This window comes from Bradyrhizobium macuxiense (assembly GCF_001542415.1).
GTDB classification, from domain to species: domain Bacteria; phylum Pseudomonadota; class Alphaproteobacteria; order Rhizobiales; family Xanthobacteraceae; genus Bradyrhizobium; species Bradyrhizobium macuxiense.
In genome coordinates, this window is sequence record NZ_LNCU01000132.1 from 45,879 (window position 1) to 62,699 (window position 16,821).

13 protein-coding genes are annotated in these 16,821 nt (G+C 64.9%); 11 read left to right on the forward strand and 2 right to left on the reverse strand.

The genetic code is table 11. From position 1 onward, the window contains the following. Nucleotides 1-164 precede the first annotated feature (164 nt). The 4 genes from AS156_RS39905 (at nt 165) to AS156_RS39920 (ending at nt 6,187) form a co-directional block, all read left to right on the forward strand. Nucleotides 165-1,928, forward strand: a complete 1,764-nt coding sequence (locus tag AS156_RS39905; protein WP_066516201.1) for an ABC transporter ATP-binding protein — start codon at nt 165-167, stop codon at nt 1,926-1,928. A gap of 69 nt (nt 1,929-1,997) precedes the next feature. Further along, nucleotides 1,998-4,199: an amylo-alpha-1,6-glucosidase gene (locus AS156_RS39910; protein ID WP_066516203.1), complete on the forward strand. Its 2,202-nt coding sequence runs from the start codon at nt 1,998-2,000 to the stop codon at nt 4,197-4,199. A 154-nt stretch (nt 4,200-4,353) separates the two neighbouring features. Next, nucleotides 4,354-4,860: a PRC-barrel domain-containing protein gene (locus AS156_RS39915; protein WP_066516206.1), complete on the forward strand. Its 507-nt coding sequence runs from the start codon at nt 4,354-4,356 to the stop codon at nt 4,858-4,860. A gap of 88 nt (nt 4,861-4,948) precedes the next feature. Continuing rightward, nucleotides 4,949-6,187: an MFS transporter gene (locus AS156_RS39920; RefSeq protein ID WP_066516209.1), complete on the forward strand. Its 1,239-nt coding sequence runs from the start codon at nt 4,949-4,951 to the stop codon at nt 6,185-6,187. 74 nt (nt 6,188-6,261) lie between these two features. On the opposite strand, the gene AS156_RS39925 is transcribed toward AS156_RS39920, so the two are convergent. Both AS156_RS39925 and glgA read right to left on the reverse strand, forming a co-directional pair. Further along, nucleotides 6,262-7,011 carry a hypothetical protein gene (locus AS156_RS39925; RefSeq protein ID WP_066516210.1) on the reverse strand — a complete coding sequence of 250 codons (750 nt, stop codon included), beginning with the start codon at nt 7,009-7,011 and terminating at the stop codon, nt 6,262-6,264. A gap of 278 nt (nt 7,012-7,289) precedes the next feature. Continuing rightward, nucleotides 7,290-8,717: a glycogen synthase GlgA gene (gene glgA, locus AS156_RS39930; protein WP_066516290.1), complete on the reverse strand. Its 1,428-nt coding sequence runs from the start codon at nt 8,715-8,717 to the stop codon at nt 7,290-7,292. Nucleotides 8,718-8,990: 273 nt separating this feature from the next. Here glgA and AS156_RS39935 point away from each other — a divergent pair, with 273 nt between their 5' ends. The 7 genes from AS156_RS39935 to AS156_RS39965 all read left to right on the forward strand — a co-directional run bounded on the left by AS156_RS39935 (nt 8,991) and on the right by AS156_RS39965 (nt 16,813). Then, entirely contained in the window at nt 8,991-10,202 is a 1,212-nt protein-coding gene (locus AS156_RS39935) for a CaiB/BaiF CoA transferase family protein (protein WP_245313275.1), read from the forward strand. A 117-nt stretch (nt 10,203-10,319) separates the two neighbouring features. After that, nucleotides 10,320-11,861, forward strand: a complete 1,542-nt coding sequence (locus AS156_RS39940) for an ABC transporter substrate-binding protein (RefSeq protein WP_066516212.1) — start codon at nt 10,320-10,322, stop codon at nt 11,859-11,861. 6 nt (nt 11,862-11,867) lie between these two features. Next, nucleotides 11,868-12,818: an ABC transporter permease gene (locus AS156_RS39945; protein ID WP_066516213.1), complete on the forward strand. Its 951-nt coding sequence runs from the start codon at nt 11,868-11,870 to the stop codon at nt 12,816-12,818. Beyond that, complete coding sequence (locus AS156_RS39950) at nt 12,805-13,677, forward strand: ABC transporter permease (protein ID WP_066516216.1); 873 nt, start codon at nt 12,805-12,807, stop codon at nt 13,675-13,677. The genes AS156_RS39945 and AS156_RS39950 overlap by 14 nt, the downstream gene beginning before the upstream one ends. Next, the gene (locus AS156_RS39955; RefSeq protein WP_066516217.1) at nt 13,674-14,657 is read left to right on the forward strand and encodes an ABC transporter ATP-binding protein; all 984 of its coding nucleotides are present in this window, start codon (nt 13,674-13,676) and stop codon (nt 14,655-14,657) included. Before AS156_RS39950 ends, AS156_RS39955 begins: the two co-directional genes overlap by 4 nt. After that, the gene (locus tag AS156_RS39960) at nt 14,654-15,622 is read left to right on the forward strand and encodes an ABC transporter ATP-binding protein (protein ID WP_066516219.1); all 969 of its coding nucleotides are present in this window, start codon (nt 14,654-14,656) and stop codon (nt 15,620-15,622) included. Before AS156_RS39955 ends, AS156_RS39960 begins: the two co-directional genes overlap by 4 nt. A 120-nt stretch (nt 15,623-15,742) precedes the next feature. Then, nucleotides 15,743-16,813, forward strand: coding sequence for an alcohol dehydrogenase (locus AS156_RS39965; protein ID WP_066516220.1), 1,071 nt, complete (start codon nt 15,743-15,745; stop codon nt 16,811-16,813). The last annotated feature ends 8 nt before the right edge of the window (nt 16,814-16,821 follow it).

Genomic DNA, 16,821 nt, shown 5'->3' on the forward strand with positions numbered 1-16,821 from the left:
TGATGCCATCACGCTCCAACACGTTTTTGCCGATGCCAACGTTGCAAAATTGTTGCGCAGTGATGGCTGCAACGAGGAATCCACCCGCCGCACTTCACGTCACCGTGCACGAGAGTTTCGATTAAAAATTTCTCGTTCACCCTCAACAGGTTTTGCAGGACGTCATGGACCATCTTTCAGGATATGCGCACCGCCCCTTTCCGTTCGTGTTGCGCTATCTGCGCCAGCGGCTCGCTTCGCATGTTGTAATTTTGTCGGCGGTCGTTGCGGCGGTTGCCTGTTCGGTGGGCACGCAATACGGCGTGAAGAGTCTCGTCGATGCATTGTCGGCAGGACCTTCCTACGCAGGAGGCGTATGGCTGGCATTCGCTCTGCTCATGTCGCTGATCGCCGCCGACAATTTCCTGTGGCGAATTGCAAGTTGGACAGCAAGCTTCACCTTTGTCGGCGTCACCGGCGATCTTCGTCGAGACATGTTCCGCCATCTCACCGGTCACGCGCCGAGCTACTTCTCGGACCGCCTGCCGGGCATGCTGACCAGCCGGATCACTGCCACGTCGAACGCGGTGTTCACCGTCGAGAACATGTTCGTATGGAACGTGTTGCCGCCATGCATCGCGACCTTCTCGGCGATCGCGCTGATTGGAACCGTCAGCACGACGATGTCCGCCGTCCTGGTCGTGATATCAGGAACCATGGTGGTGGCAATGTTCCGGATGGCCGCCGCCGGCAGGCCGCTTCATGACGATTACGCCAACAAGGCCGCCGCGGTTGACGGCGAGATGGTCGACGTCATCAACAACCTGCCGCTCGTGCGGGCGTTCTGCGGCCTCGGCTACGAGCACGATCGCTTTGACGCGACCGTGAGCCGGGAACTCGTCGCACGCGGCCGGTCCTTGCGCTACCTCGAAAAGCTGCGCCTCACTCACGCGGCCGTGACCGTCGTGCTGACGATCGCGATGCTGGCCTGGGCCATCAATCTCTGGCAGCAGGGCGCGGCGACGACCGGCGATGTCGTGCTGGTCTGCACGCTCGGCATCTCGATCCTCAGCGCCACCCGCGATCTCGCGGTCGCGCTGGTCGACGCCACACAGCATCTTGCCCGGCTGACCGAGGCGCTTGCGACGCTGCTGCAGCCGCACGAGCTGAAGGACCACCCGGAGGCCGAGCCGCTGGTGAAGAGCGGGGCGGCGATCGCGTTCAACAACGTCTCGTTCGGTTATCCCGGCGGCCTTCAGGTTTTCGAGCGTTTCAGCCTGCGCATCCAGCCCGGACAACGGGTCGGCCTGGTCGGCCAGTCCGGCGGCGGCAAGTCGACCCTGTTCACGCTGCTGCAACGCTTCTACGACGTGGACCGCGGCAGCATCACTGTCGACGGCCAGGATATTTCCCGCGTGACCCAGTTGAGCCTGCGCGAGGCGATCTCGGTGGTGCCGCAGGACATCTCGCTGTTCCATCGCTCGATCCTGGAAAATATCCGCTACGGCCGGCCTAACGCCACCGACGACGAGGTATTGCGAGCAGCGATCGCGGCGCGTTGCGACTTCATCGAAACCTTGCCGGAGGGCATGAACACCATTGTCGGCGATCGCGGTGTCAAGGTCTCCGGCGGCCAGCGGCAGCGGATCGCGATCGCGCGCGCTTTCCTGAAGGATGCGCCGATTCTTCTGCTCGACGAGGCCACCGCCGCGCTCGACGCGGATTCCGAGGAAGCGGTGCGCGAGGCATTGTCGCGGCTGATGCGCGGGCGTACGGTCGTGGCGATTGCGCATCGCCTCGCGACGCTGCGCAATTTCGACCGGGTGGTCGTGCTGCAGGGAGGCCGCATCATCGAGGACGGTCCGCCCGACATCCTCGTCAAGGGAAGGGGCCCCTATCGCGACCTGGTCGCGCGGGAGATGGGTCGTCTCTCCACCAGCGCGGCCTGACCCCGCGTCATCACCCGTTCTTGCGTTCCGGTGCGTTTGTCGCAGCAATAAAGGTCGCCCGAGGTTCAGATGGCCGCCGACATGGTTACGCAAATCATCACCGCCCGCATCGTCGAGCAGGTTGCGGAATCGCCGTTCTACATTCCGATGACCGGGCCCGCGGCGCGGCCGCGGCGCTCGCTCAAGCACGACGACACCTTCATCGTGCTCGACAGCCATGGTGATATCGGTGCCTCGGCCGGCGGGCCGGACGGGCTGTTCAACGCCGACACCCGCTATCTCGCGCGGCTGGAAATGGTGCTGGAAGACGTGCAGCCGCTGCTGCTCGGCTCCAACATGCGCGACGACAATTCGGCGCTGACGGTCGACCTCACCAATTCCGACGTCTATCGTAACGGCCGCATCTCGCTGCAGAAGGACACGCTGCACATCGTGCGCTCGATCTTCCTGTGGCGCGGCACCGCCTACCAGCGCATCGGCCTGCAGAACCACGGCGACCGTCCCGCGAGCTTCGATCTCACCTTGCTGTTCGATAATGATTTCGCCGACCTGTTCGAGGTGCGCGGCGAGCGACGGGCACGGCGCGGAACCGGCTCGAGCAAGCTATTGGGGCCGACCGACGTCGTGCTGGAATATTGCGGTCTCGACGAGCAGTCGCGGATCACGGCGCTGCATTTCGATCCGCGGCCGACGCGGCTGTCGGTGAACGCAGCGACCTATCATTTCGACCTCGCGCCGGCCCAGGTCACGTCGTTGTTCGTTGCCGTCTCCTGCAACAAGCCGATCATGCACAAGCCGGTGCCGTTCTTCCGCGGGCTCCTGGCGCACCGCCGCGAGATGCGGAAAGTGTCCGCCGGCGCGGCCTGCGTCGAGACCTCGAACAACATCTTCAACGAGGTGCTGTGCCAGGCGATGGCCGACCTCAACATGCTGATGACCGAGACGCCGCAGGGCCGTTATCCCTACGCCGGCATCCCCTGGTATTCGACGACGTTCGGCCGCGACGGGCTGGTCACCGCGTTGCAGATGCTGTGGATCGATCCGCGCATCGCGCAGGGCGTCCTGAAGCGGCTCGCCTTCTTTCAGGCGAAGGCGGTCGATCCGCTGGCCGATGCGGCACCGGGCAAGATCCTGCACGAGATGCGCGGCGGCGAGATGGCGGCGCTGCGCGAGGTGCCGTTCGCGCAATATTACGGCAGCGTCGATTCGACGCCGCTGTTCGTGCTGCTCGCCGGGCTCTATCTCGAGCGCACCGGCGACGTGGAGACGCTGCGCGAATTGTGGCCGGCGGTCGAGGCCGGATTGCAATGGATCGACGGCCCGGGCGACCCCGACCAGGACGGCTTCATCGAATACCAGCGCGCTACCGAGCAGGGCCTGCAAAATCAAGGCTGGAAGGATTCGTTCGACGCCATCTTCCACGCCGATGGAAGGCTCGCCGAGGGAAACATCGCGCTGTCGGAGGTGCAGGGCTATGTGTTTGCCGGCAAGCGCCTCGCCGCGCTTGCCGCGCGCCGGCTCGGCCTGCCGGAGAAGGCGGCGAAGCTCGAGGCCGAGGCCGAACGGCTGCGCGCGCGCTTCGAGGACGCCTTCTGGTGCGAGGAACTCGGCACCTATGCGCTCGCGCTCGATGGCGCCAAGCAGCAGTGCAAGGTGCGCACGTCCAATGCCGGGCAGCTGCTGTTTTCCGGCATCGTGCAGGAGGACCGCGCCCGATTGGTAGCAGCCGACCTGATGAGCCAGAAATTCTTCTCGGGCTGGGGCATCCGCACCGTCGCGGTCGGCGAAGCGCGCTACAATCCGATGTCCTATCATGACGGCTCGATCTGGCCGCACGACAACGCGCTGATCGCGCTCGGCTTTGCGCGCTACGGCCTGAAGCATTCGCTGGCGCATCTGTTCCACGGCCTGTTCGACGCGGCGAGCTACATGGAACTGCGGCGGCTGCCGGAACTGTTCTGCGGGTTCCGCCGCGAGCGCCGGCGCGGCCCGGTGCTCTATCCGGTCGCCTGCGCGCCGCAGGCCTGGGCCAGCGCGACGCCCTTCACCCTGCTGGAGGCGGCGCTCGGACTTGAATTTGACACGGCGCGCGGCGAGATTCGTCTGCGCGATCCGTGCCTGCCGGAATTCCTCAATGAGGTGGTGCTGCGCGACCTCCGGCTCGGCGCCTCCAGCGTCGATTTGAGGCTGCGCCGCCATGACGACGAAGTGTCGCTGGAAGTGTTGCGCACGCGCGGGCAGATCCAGGTGTCGATCGTGCTGACGCATTGAGCGTCATAATGTGGCCGTCTCGCGTGCGACCAAAGCGCGATGAGATCGGGTTGAATTGCCATCGCGCTTTGGTTCTGTATTTGAGCATGGTCTCTTCGGAAAACCGCTTCGCACTTTTCCGGATCATGCTCTAAGAAAATCGTGGGAGAGTATCATGCGTTCGAGGGTCATCATTTCGCTTGTCGCGGTGGCATTGGTCACCTGCGCCAGCGTCCGCGCCGCCGACGATTCGCCGTCGCCGTCGCCGACACCATCACCGCCGGCGGCGGCCCAGGCCGCGCCAAAGGAGCAGGCCAAGGAACCGTCGCCGCCGCCATCGGTCACTGTGATTGGCGCCCGCGATGCACACGGCATTCTCGGTCGCGATGTCCGCAGCGCGGCCAATGAGGACATGGGCCGCATCGTCGACGTCATTGTCGACCGCGACGGCAAGGTTCGTGCAGCCGTGATCGATTTTGGCGGATTTCTCGGCGTCGGCAGCCGCAAGATCGTGGTCGACTGGAAGGCGCTGCGTTTTGCCGGCGTCAACAACAAGAGCGATAGTATCGTGCTGGATCTGAACAAGCAGCAGGTGAGCGCAGCGCCCGAATACAAGGAAGATACGCCGGTGATCGTGCTCGGCGCGGCCGGAAGCCTCCAACCGTGGGACTACGAGCATTAGGGGTCTGGATCTGGTCACACGTCCGAACACTTCATTCGAGACGGTTGACGACGATCGTGACAAGCGATCAGCCGGCAGCACCAGCGTTGTGCCTCCGATTCCGGATCCGCCGAAGCGCGAGGAGCCGCACACCCCTTCACGCGAAAGCCAGCGCGGCCTCGACTGGTTCATCTTCTTTCTGGCCGACGTGCAGACCGGCTTCGGTCCGTTCATTGCGGTCTATCTGACGACGCAGAAATGGACCCAGGTCGAGATCGGCTTCGTGCTCTCGATCGGCGGCATCATCGGCCTTCTTGGCCAGATGCCGGGCGGTGCGATCGTCGATGCGGCGCGATCGGAGCGGATCGTCGCGGGGTTCGCGGTTGCCACCATCGGCATGAGCGCGCTGGCCTATGCGCTCTGGCCGATCTTTCCCGTGGTCACGGTGGCCGCGACGTTCCATGCGTTGGCAAGCTGCGTGCTTGGCCCTGCGATCGCCGCCATCAGCCTTGGCCTGGTCGGACCGCGCGCGATCGGCGAGCGGCTCGGACGCAACGCGCGTTTCGCGTCCCTCGGCAACGGTTCGGCCGCGGCGCTGATGGGCATCTGCGGTTATCTGCTGTCGAGCCGCTCGGTATTCCTTGTCACCTTCATCCTCGCGATTCCGACGCTGTTGTCCTTGTCGCGAATTCGGGAGCGCGAGATCGACATCGCCCAGGCCCATGGCGCGGTGAAGCGCGAGGTCCCCGACAAGAAGGCGACCAGCGTCTGGAGCCTGGTGCGGCAGCGGCCGCTGCTGATATTCGCCGGCGGCATGATGCTGTTCCAGCTCGCCAACGCCGCGATGCTGCCGCTGATGGCGGGTGTGGTCACGGCGCGGTCGAGCCAGTGGGCGACGATGCTGATCGCTGCCTGCATCATCGTGCCTCAGGCGATTGTGGCATTGTCTTCACCGTCGGTCGGACGCAAGGCGCAGACCTGGGGCCGGCGCCCGCTGCTGCTGATCGCGTTCGGCGCGCTTGCGGTCCGCGGCCTGCTGTTCGCCACGGTGCACGATCCCTATCTGCTGGTGGTGGTCCAGGTTCTTGACGGCATCACCGCGGCCGTCTTCAGCGTGATGGTGCCGCTGGTGGTGGCCGACGTCGCCTTTGGCAGCGGCCACTTCAACCTGGCACAGGGCATCGTCGGCACGGCCGTCGGGATCGGCGCCTCGCTCAGCACGGTGCTGGCCGGCTATGTCAGCGACAAGCTCGGCAGCAGCGTTGCCTTCATGGGCCTTGCCGGCGTCGCCGCGCTCGGACTGCTCCTGATCTGGCTGATCATGCCGGAGACGCGGCGGAGCGAGTGAGCGGCAGGGCGTTTGCGCACACCCTGATGATCACGAGCGCTCGCATCGGCGATGCTGGGTAACGTCACACGAGATCAGAATCCGACGGTCTCGTTCATGTAGAACGTGTTGAGGATGGATATCCGCGCCCGGTCGGTCTTGATCGGGGGACGGCCATGCCAGCTCATTCCCGTGAGCGTATGATAGGCCTTCAGCACCACGAAGGCGTAGCCGAGGTTGGGCAGGAAGGGAATCGTCTTCACCGGCTCGAGGCAGTAGGAGTTGACGTGGAACAGCCCCTTGAGGGAGGCCTGATACAGCGTCGTGCCGAGCGGCTCCATGCTGGAATCGGTCGGACAATAAAGCTGCATCGTCACGACCTTCTTGCGCGTGTCCGGATGCGGCTTGATCTGGTAGCCGTCCCTGTCGACGTAGAGCACCGGCTTAGCGACAAGCTTGACGTCTGCGACGCTCGGAACCTTGTCGCCGCGCGCCCGGATTTCCAGTCCATCATGCAGCTTGGTGCGGATCGCCTGTTCGACCGCCTTCGAGGCTAACATGGTCGATGCGGCAGCCCACAGCGGGCGCAATCCCTCGTCGATCTTGTCGACGTTGTCACCATAAAGACGCAGCGCCATGCGGGTGCCCGTGCCCGTGATCGGATCATAGCCCTCGGTGGGAATGCTCTTGGTCAGATCCCGATAAAAGTCCGCGGGAAAGAAATTGCGAAACACGATGTGGGGGAAGGGCGCCGCAAAATAGTCGGCAGCCTCGATGCTCGCCACCGCATGCGCGGTCAGCTCATCCGCAAGGGTCACGGGCGAGGTTTTGACAAGGACGTTCATCGGGAGCCCCCTTCGGATCGCAGAACAAGGAAAACGGACAATTCCCCAAGACGGGGCAGTATCATAAGTCCAGCGGGCGCCTGATACAATTGGGCGTGTAGTTTGTGACAGGCCTCGGTTTCAGAGTGTTGCAGCGCCGTGGCTGGGCCTGGAATCTGCCGGAAGCAGGCAAGATTAAGGCAGCGCCGCCGTGCGACGACGCGAAGGCAGATCAACGCGGATTGCAAGCGCGAGCAGGACGAGCATGTTCACGGGGCGGGCCTTCTTGCCAATCGCTCTCAGGCCGCGGCCCGCGGCATCACGAGCTTCCTGTAAAGCGCGCCGTAGCAGGCGGCCGACAGGGTCCAGCTATAGGATTTTGCCATCGCGCTGTGGCGCATGGTGTTGAGACGATCCTTGGCGCGGAAGGCGTCAAAGGCGCGTCTGACGCCGCCGAGGAAGGATTCGGCCGAGGGCCGCGGAAACAGGAATCCGGTCTCGCCGTCGGTGATGGTCTCGGCGAGGCCGCCGGTCTGGTGACCGATCGGCAACGAGCCGAAGCGCTGCGCATACATCTGGCTCAGTCCGCAGGGCTCGAAGCGCGACGGCATCAGGGTGAAATCGCTGCCGGCGAAGATCCGGCGTGCCTGCGCGTCGTTGAAGCCGATCACGACGCCGATCGCATCCGGCCGGCGCCGGTGCGCGGCCACCAGCGCATCCTCAAGCGCCGGCTCGCCGCTGCCGGTGACGACGATCTGCCCGCCGTCGGCGACGATCTCGTCGGCGGCCGACAGCACGAGGTCGACGCCCTTCTGGTGCACGAGGCGGGCAACGAGACCGAAGATCGGCCCGCGCGACAGCGCAAGGCCGAACTGCCTGCGGACGTAATCGGCGTTGGCCTGCTTGCCCTTCCAGTCGCCGGCGCCGAAAGGTTTTGCGAGTTGCGCGCAGAACCGCGGATCCCAGCTCTCGTCGATGCCGTTCAGGATGCCGGTGAGCTCGTCGGCATCGGAGCGGATGCGCAGCAGACCTTCGAGGCCGCAGCCGAGTTCTTCAGTCGTGATCTCCTTCGCATAGGTCGCGCTGACCGTCGTCAGATGCGAGGCGTAGACGAGGCCGCCCTTGAGGAAGGACAGCTTGTCGTAGAATTCCAGCCCGTCGATGTGGAAGGAGCTTTCCGGTGCGCCGATGCGCCGCAGCGAGTCCTTCGGGAATAAGCCCTGATAGGCGAGGTTGTGGATCGTCAGGATCGACGGAATTCGCGCGTCGCGCCAGGCGAGGTAAGCCGGTGTGAGCGCCGCCTGCCAGTCATTGGCGTGCACGAGGTCGGCTGCCCAATTCCTGTCCAGCGTGCCTCTCGCAAGTTCGGCAGCGGCGGAGGCGAAGCGGCCGAAGCGGATGTCGTTGTCGGGCCAGTCGCGGCCGGCTTCGTCGCCGTAAGGATTGCCAGGCCGGTCGTAGAGCTGCGGGCACAACAGCACGTAGACCGGCAGCCCGTCCTTGGTCGACGCGCGGCCCAGCGTGCACGCCGGCATCTCCGCAACAGCGGGGCATTGGCCAACGATTTCAATGTGCGCGAATTGCTCGACCACGTCCCGGTAACCGGGAAGCATGATCCTGACGTCGCTCCATGGACGGAGCGCCCGGGGAAGCGCCGCGGACACGGCGGCGAGGCCACCCACACGGACGAAATCGTCCATCTCCGTCGTGACGAACAAGACCTTCAACAAGCGCCCTCGTTCCAGCCCTTACGGGGCTATGCAAGATTGGGTCCAGTTTGCCGTTGAGTAAAATGCAATACGATCCGCGGCCTGATCTGGACGAGACGCTTTCCTGTTGGCACGGCTCACGTGAGATCCTGACGTGCTTCCACGGAAGCGCATCAAGATCTCCTCTCCTTGTTAGGCGTGATCTCCCCGGAAAACCGGTTTCCACTTTTCCGGATCATGCCTTAGGGTCACGCGGCGCCAAACAATGAAGCACGCGCGGTGGAGGAAGTCTTGGACACGACAATAGCCGGCAACGATGAGGGGAATTTGACACGCAGCTTCGACGGCCTTCGCGTGCTCGATTTTTCGACCACGATCGCCGGACCTCATTGCACGCGGATGCTCGCCGACACAGGCGCGGAGGTGATCAAGATCGAGCCCGCCGAAGGCGAGACGATGCGCACCCGCCCGCCGGTGCGGAACAACTGCTCGACCGCGTTCGGCCAGCTCAATGTCGGTAAGAGGAGCCTGGTGCTCGACCTGAAGTCGCCTGAAGGCGTCGAGGCCGTGCGCCGGCTGATTGCAACCGCCGACGTGCTCGTCGAGAACTTCCGCCCCGGCGTGATGCGGCGCTTGAGGCTCGACTACGCCTCCGTGCACCACATCAATCCGAAGCTGATCTTCTGCTCGATCTCCGGCTACGGTCAGACCGGCCCCTCGGCGGAGTTGCCGGCCTATGCGCCGGTGATCCATGCCGCCTCGGGCTATGAGATGGCGCATGTCGCGCATCAGCCGGGCCGCAGCCGGCCGGACTACTGTGGCATCTACCACGCCGACGTGCTGACCGGCGTCTACGCCTTCGGCGCGATCTCGGCGGCGCTCTATCAGCGCAGCGCAAGCGGCAAGGGACAGCACATCGACGTCTCGATGATGGAATCGATGCTGACCCTGACCTTGAACGAAGTGCAGGCGGCGCAATTCGACGTGAAGCCGCCGCAGCGGCCGATGTTCGGCCCGATCGAGACCACCGACGGCTACGTCATGGTGGCGATCGCCAGCGAAAAGACGTTCCAGAACCTGATGCAGGTGATCGGCCGCCCCGAATGGGTGTCCGATCCGCGCTTTGCTAGATATTCCGATCGCCGGGACAACTGGGCGAGCCTGATGGACGGCGTCGAGGCGTGGTCACGCGCGATCGGCACGCAAGCCTGTCTCGCCGCGCTCAACGAGTACGGTGTGCCGTCGTCGGCCTATCGCACCGTGCGCGAAGCGCTGGCCGATCCGCAACTCGCGCATCGCGGCGGGCTTGCCGAGGTCGAGGACGGCGGCGGCACCTTCAGGGTGCTCAACCTGCCGTTCCGCATGTCAGGCGCCAAGGTCGCCGCCGCCAGGCGGATGTCGACGCTCGGCGAGCACACGCTGTCCTACCTGAAGGAGATAGGCCTCTCCGAGGAGCAGATCGCAGATTTCGTTGGTCAACGACCGAAAACCGCGCAAGGTTAACCTGCGGCTTTTCATCCTTGTTACGGACTTGCCGCGCGCGGCGATTCCGGACAATCTGCCGCCCGTCACACGACGATCCGGAACACCGGACGTCGCGCACCTCGGGAGGGAGCTGAGATGAGGCCGGTCAACCGCGCGTACGCGCTTGCGCGTTTATTTCTTGTGGCGGGAATAGCTTCGGCTGCGTTCGCTGCGCCCGCCAGCGCGCAGAAGCAGGGCGGCACGCTCACGGTTGGCCAGGAGCTCGACATTCCAGGCTTCGACCCGCTCAAGGTCGGCGTCTACGACACGTCGGCCAATACCGCTGCGGCCGCGATCTTCGATACACTCATGACGCTCGATGACAAGGGCCAGCCGAAGCCGAAGCTTGCCGTGTCGTGGGTGCATTCCGACGATTTCAAGACCTGGACCATCAAGCTGCGGCCCGGCGTCAAATTCCACGACGGTACGCCGTTCAATGCGCAGGCGGTGAAGGAGAACTTCGATCGCCAGAAGGATCCGGCCAACAAGTGCCGCTGCGCCTTCTACATTACCAGCATCAATAGCGTGGACGTGATCGATGACCTCACGGTGCGCTACAATTTCAGCGATCCGGCGGTGAATTTCCCGGCGACGCAGTCGATCCAGAGCTCCAACAACGTGATGCAGTCGCCGACCGCGTGGAAGACCAAGGGCGACGACTACAATCGCAACCCGGTCGGCACCGGCCCTTACATCCTGAAATCCTGGACCGCGGGCGACCGCATGGTGCTGGAGAAGAACCCGGACTATTGGGACAAGGGCAAGCCCTATCTCGACCGCATCATCCTGAAGCCGCTGCCGGATGCGCAGTCGCGCTTTGCCTCGCTGCAATCGGGCGAGGCCGACATAATCTGGGATGACGAATACGACGCCGACAACATCGTCAAGGCGCAGAAGGATTCGAGCCTGGCCGTGCACTCCTATGCCGGTTCCGGCGCGCAGGTCTACGCCTTCAATACCAAGGCGGCGCCGTTCGACGACGTGCGCGTGCGGCAGGCGCTGGTGATGGCGCTCGACCGCAAGAAGATATCGCAGGCGATCGCCAACGGTCTGGCGCGGCCGGCCACCAACCCTTACGGCGACGGCTCATGGGTCAAGTGCAAGGACGACGGCGCGCTGCCTGAAGACGCGGCGAAGGCCAAGGCATTGATCAAGGACTACGGCAAGCCGGTCGACTTCAAGATGATCGTGACCGCGACGCCGCGCGGCCGCACCATCGGCCAGGTGCTGCAGCAGATCTGGAAGCGGGTCGGCGCCAACATGGAGATCGAGCAAGTCGATCAGGCCACCATCGTGCCGCGCGCCTTCATGCGCCAGTTCCAGCTCACGCCGTGGCGTATCGTCGATCTCGCCGATCCCGATCCGCAGATGTACGCCAATTTCCACACCGGCAGCCCGGTGGCGTTGGCGAACTACTCCGATCCGGAGCTGGACCGGCTGCTGGAGCATGCGCGAACCACAGCCGATGTCGCCAAGCGCACCGAGGATTATTGCGCGATCAGCCGTCTGATCAACAAGGAGGCGATCTGGTTCTGGACCTTCCAGAACACCTACTACGCCATATCGAGCGCGAAAGTGAAAGGCGTGCCAAAGATGTTCAATGGAGTGCTCGACGTTTCCGACGCCTGGAAGGAATAGCGCTTCATGCTGTTCTTCGTCGCGCGGAGGCTCCTGTACCTGGTACCGGTGCTGATCGCGGTCTCGATCCTGACCTTCGTGATCGCGTCGCTGCTGCCGGGTGACCTCGCTTACGTGATCCTCGGCGACCAGGCGACACCCGAGAACATCGCGGCGCTACGTCACGACATGGGGCTCGATCAGCCGATCTGGCTGCGCTATGTCGGCTGGCTCTGGCACATCCTGCAGGGTGATTTCGGACGCTCCTTCCGCACCGGGCAGACCGTGCTGCAGGCGGTCAGCGAGCGCGTCCCGGTCTCGTTCGAGCTGATGATCCTCGCCGAGCTGATCGGGCTTGCGATCGGCGTGCCGCTCGCGATCGCCTGCGCCGCGAAGGCCGGCAGCGCGTTCGACCGCTTCATAACCGGAACGGCCTTCGGCATGCTGTCGGTGCCGACCTTCCTATCGGCGATCCTCCTGATCTACCTGTTCGCGGTCGAGCTGCGGTTGTTGCCGGCGACCGGCTATGTGCCGTTCACCGAGGATCCGGTCGCCAATCTGCGCTTCATGGTGCTGCCGGCGCTGACGCTTGGGCTTGCGGAATGGCCGGGCATCATGCGCGTGCTGCGCTCGGACATGATCGCGGCGCTGCAGGAGGATTACATCGCGCTCGCCAAGGCAAAGGGCCTGAAGCCGTCGCGCATCCTGTTCGTGCATGCGCTGAAGCCGTCGTCGCTGACGCTTGTCACCATCACCGGCATCAATATCGGCCGGCTGATCGGCGGTGCCGTCATCGTCGAATCGATCTTCGCGTTGCCGGGGATCGGCCGTCTGCTGGTTGGCGCGATCTATACCCGCGATCTCATCATCCTGCAGGGCGTGGTGCTGCTGGTCGCCGCTGGCTTCGTGATCATGAACTTCATCGTCGACCTGCTCTACGCCATTCTCGATCCGAGGATCCGCCATGGCCACGCTTGAGCTCGCCCTCGAAGACGAGGCCGGCGCGACGCCTGCGGGTCGCCGACGACGGCTCGGCACCCTGTTCTGGATCGCGATCGGCTGGATGGCGCTGGTGTTCGCGGTCGCGATCTTCGCCGATCTGCTGCCGCTGCCGAGCCCGACCGACATGGATATGCTGGAGCGGCGGGCGCCCATTTCGGCGGAGCATTGGCTCGGCACCGACGGCCTCGGCCGGGACGAACTGTCGCGGCTGATCTATGGCGCGCGGATCTCGCTGATCGTCGGCCTCTGTGCGCCTGTCATCGGGGTCACCATCGGCGGTGCGCTCGGCATGCTCGCGGGCTATTTCCGCGGCCGGTTCGAATCCTTCGTGGTCGGCAGCATGGACGTGCTGCTGGCGTTCCCCCCGCTGATCCTGGCGCTGGCCGTGACCGCCTATCTCGGCCAGTCGATCTTCAACCTGACCTGTATCCTCGGCGTGCTCGGCATCCCCGCGTTCATGCGGGTGGCGCGGGCCGCGACGCTGTCGCTGGCGCGTCGCGAATTCGTCATCGCAGCGCAGGCACTCGGTGCGACGCATACGCGTATCCTGTTGCGCGAATTGCTGCCGAACGTGCTGCTGCCGCTGCTCGCCTTCTTCCTGCTTGGCGTCGCCGTCACCATCGTGGTCGAAGGGTCGCTGTCCTTCCTCGGCCTCGGGGTGCCGCCGCCGATATCGAGCTGGGGCAGCATGATCGGGGAGGGCCGTGAAAGCCTCGATGTGGCGCCACAGCTCGCCTTCATTCCGGCAATTGCGATGTTCCTGACCGTGCTCTCGTTCAACCTGATCGGCGACACCATCCGCGCGCTGACCGACCCCAGGCAGGGTGCGCTGTGAGCGGCGTGTTGCTCTCGGTCGAGGATGCGGTGGTCGACCTGCCGACGCCGCGCGGCAATCTGCGCGCGGTCGACCATGTCGATCTCGCCGTCGATGCCGGCAAGACGCTCGGCATCGTCGGCGAATCCGGCTGCGGCAAGACGATGCTCTCGCGCACCATCCTGCAGCTTCTGCCGAAGAAGGCGAAGCTGTCGGGACGGGTGATGTTCGACGGGCAGGATCTCCTGAAGCTGTCGCCGGAGAAGTTGCGCAAGCTGCGCGGCCGCTCGCTCGCGGTCGTGTTCCAGGACCCGATGACCTCGCTCAATCCGGTGCTGACCATCGGCACCCAGCTGATCGAGACCATCCAGGAACATCTCGAACTGGGGCTGGCGCAGGCGAGGCAGCGCAGCATCGAGCTGCTGGCGGCCGTCGGCATTCCGGCGCCCGAGCAGCGCCTGGCGCAATATCCGCACCAGCTCTCCGGGGGCATGCGCCAGCGCGTCGCCATTGCGGTCGCGCTGTCCTGCGAGCCGCAGCTCCTGATCGCCGACGAGCCGACCACCGCGCTCGACGTCACGATCCAGGCGCAGATCCTGGATCTCCTGGCACGCGAGCAGCAGCGCCGCCACATGGCGATGATCATCATCACCCACGATCTCGGCGTGGTTGCCGGTCGCACCGACGAGGTCGCGGTGATGTATGCGGGACGCGTGGTCGAGCGCGCGCCGACGCCGTTGTTGTTCAAGCAGATGCGGATGCCCTACACCGAGGCGCTGCTCGCCGCGCTGCCGAAGCTCGACGCCGCGCCGCATACGCCGCTGCCGGCAATCTCGGGACGACCGCCGGACCAGACCCGTCCGCTCAAGGGCTGCTCGTTCTCGCCGCGCTGCCGCTATGCCGCCGGCCGCTGCAACACGGAGAAACCGTCGCTCAGGGCCGAGGCACCGCAGCATTTCTACGCCTGCTTCCACCCGATCGCAGCGGGTGTCGACGCATGATGCAACAGGTCTCATCCGATCCGCTGCTCAAGGTTGAAAACCTCGTCGTCGAGTATTCGGTCGGCGGCAAGACCATCCATGCGGTGTCCGACGTCAGCCTGGAGATCGCCCGTGGCGAGACGCTGGGCCTAGTCGGCGAATCCGGCTGCGGCAAATCCACGCTCGGCCGCGCCGTGCTGCAATTGCGCCAGGCGGTCTCCGGCACGGTGCTGTTCGACGGCCACGACCTCGCCGCCATGCAGGGCGACAGCTTGCGCAAGATGCGCCGCCGCGTGCAATTGATCTTCCAGGACCCGATCGCCTCGCTCAATCCGCGGCGGCGTATCGGCGATATCGTGGCCGAGCCGCTGGTGATCTCCGGCGTCAAGGATCCGAACAAGCGCAAGCAGATCGTGTCCGATGTGCTGTCGGCGGTCGGCCTCGATCCGGCGCTGGTGAGCGGACGCCTGCCGCATGAATTCTCCGGGGGACAATGCCAGCGCATCTGCATCGCGCGTGCGCTTGTGCTCAACCCGGAATTCATCATCTGCGACGAGCCGGTCTCGGCGCTCGACGTCTCGATCCGCGCGCAGATACTCAACCTGCTGGAGGAGATGAAGACGCGCTATGGCCTGACGCTGTTGTTCATCGCCCACGATCTCGCCGTCGTGAAGGCGGTCAGCGACCGCGTCGCCGTGATGTATCTCGGCCGGCTGTGCGAGGTCGGTCCGTCCGAGCAGCTGTTCGCAACACCCGCGCATCCCTATACCGCGCTCTTGATCGAGGCGATCCCGGTGCCCGATCCGGATATCCGGCCCACCCAGAGCATCCCGGTTGGCGAGCCGCCGTCGCCGATCGCTCCGCCGTCGGGCTGCCGCTTCCGCACCCGCTGCCCGCGCGCGGATGCGCGCTGTGCCAGCGAGGTGCCGGAACTGCGCATGGTTGCGCCTCGCCAGTTTGCGGCGTGCCATCACCCACTGATCTAGGGTGACGTCCCTTCGGCAACGCGCATACCGGTTCGTTCGAAATCGCGGGCTTGAGCGTTTGTCCTGAGCGCGCGGGCGTGGCAAGGTCGGCCGCAACAACGAGTTTCCGGGAGAAAAGCGATGAAGAGTTTTCAGGTTGTCGATTTCCACGCGCCTTTGCAGGAGGTTGACCGTCCGACGCCGCAGCCGGAAGGCACGCAGGTGCTGATCAAGGTCAAGGCGGCAGGCGTCTGCCACAGCGACCTGCACATCTGGGAGGGCGGCTACGATCTCGGTCACGGCCGCAAGCCGCTGTCGCTGAAGGATCGTGGCGTCTCGCTGCCGCGCACGATGGGCCACGAGACGGTCGGCGAGATCGTGGCGTTCGGGCCCGACGTCAAGGACGCCGACAAGGGCGGCCTCAAGATCGGCGACGTCGCGCTGGCCTATCCGTGGCTCGGTTGCGGCAAATGTCCGACCTGCCTCGGCGGCGACGAGAACATGTGCGCGATCAAGCCGAATGCACTCGGCGTCTATTGCGACGGCGGCTATGCCGACCATATGACGGTGCCGCATCCGAAATATCTGCTCAACCTCAAGGGGCTCGATCCGGTCACGGCGGCGCCCTATGCCTGCTCCGGCGTTACGACCTACAGCGCGCTGAAGAAGGTCGAGAAGGATTTCGACACCCCGATCGTGATCTTCGGCGCGGGCGGCCTCGGCCTGATGGCGTTGTCGCTGTTGAAGGCGATGGGCGGCAAGGGCGCCATCGTGGTCGACATTGATGCCAGGAAGCGCGAGGCGGCCGAGGCTGCCGGCGCGCTCGCGACCGTCGACGGCAAGGCGCCCGACGCGCTCGAGCAGCTGATGAAGAAGGCGGGGCAGCCGATTCGCGCCGCGATCGATCTGGTCGGCAACGCCCAGACCACGCAGCTCGGCTTCGACTGCCTGACCAAGGGCGGCAAGCTCGTGATCGTCGGCCTGTTCGGCGGCGGCGCGACCTGGGCGCTGCCGCTGATCCCGATCAAGGCCGTCACTATCCAGGGCAGCTATGTCGGAAATCTGCGCGAGACGCAGGAGCTGCTCGATCTGGTGCGCGCGAAGAAGATCCCGGCGATCCCGGTCACGCCGATGCCGCTCGCCAAGGCCAATGATGCGCTGGTCAACCTGCAGAAGGGCCAGCTCGTCGGTCGCGCGGTGCTGACGCCGTAACTTTCTGT

Excerpts from the sequence above, each read along its gene's own strand:
- AS156_RS39940 (WP_066516212.1), top strand. The coding sequence starts at position 10,320 with ATGAGGCCGGTCAACCGCGCGTACGCGCTTGCGCGTTTATTTCTTGTG.
- AS156_RS39925 (WP_066516210.1), bottom strand. The coding sequence starts at position 7,011 with ATGAACGTCCTTGTCAAAACCTCGCCCGTGACCCTTGCGGATGAGCTG.
- AS156_RS39945 (WP_066516213.1), top strand. The coding sequence starts at position 11,868 with ATGCTGTTCTTCGTCGCGCGGAGGCTCCTGTACCTGGTACCGGTGCTG.
- AS156_RS39965 (WP_066516220.1), top strand. The coding sequence starts at position 15,743 with ATGAAGAGTTTTCAGGTTGTCGATTTCCACGCGCCTTTGCAGGAGGTT.
- AS156_RS39915 (WP_066516206.1), top strand. The coding sequence starts at position 4,354 with ATGCGTTCGAGGGTCATCATTTCGCTTGTCGCGGTGGCATTGGTCACC.
- AS156_RS39905 (WP_066516201.1), top strand. The coding sequence starts at position 165 with ATGGACCATCTTTCAGGATATGCGCACCGCCCCTTTCCGTTCGTGTTG.
- AS156_RS39950 (WP_066516216.1), top strand. The coding sequence starts at position 12,805 with ATGGCCACGCTTGAGCTCGCCCTCGAAGACGAGGCCGGCGCGACGCCT.
- AS156_RS39960 (WP_066516219.1), top strand. The coding sequence starts at position 14,654 with ATGATGCAACAGGTCTCATCCGATCCGCTGCTCAAGGTTGAAAACCTC.
- AS156_RS39910 (WP_066516203.1), top strand. The coding sequence starts at position 1,998 with ATGGCCGCCGACATGGTTACGCAAATCATCACCGCCCGCATCGTCGAG.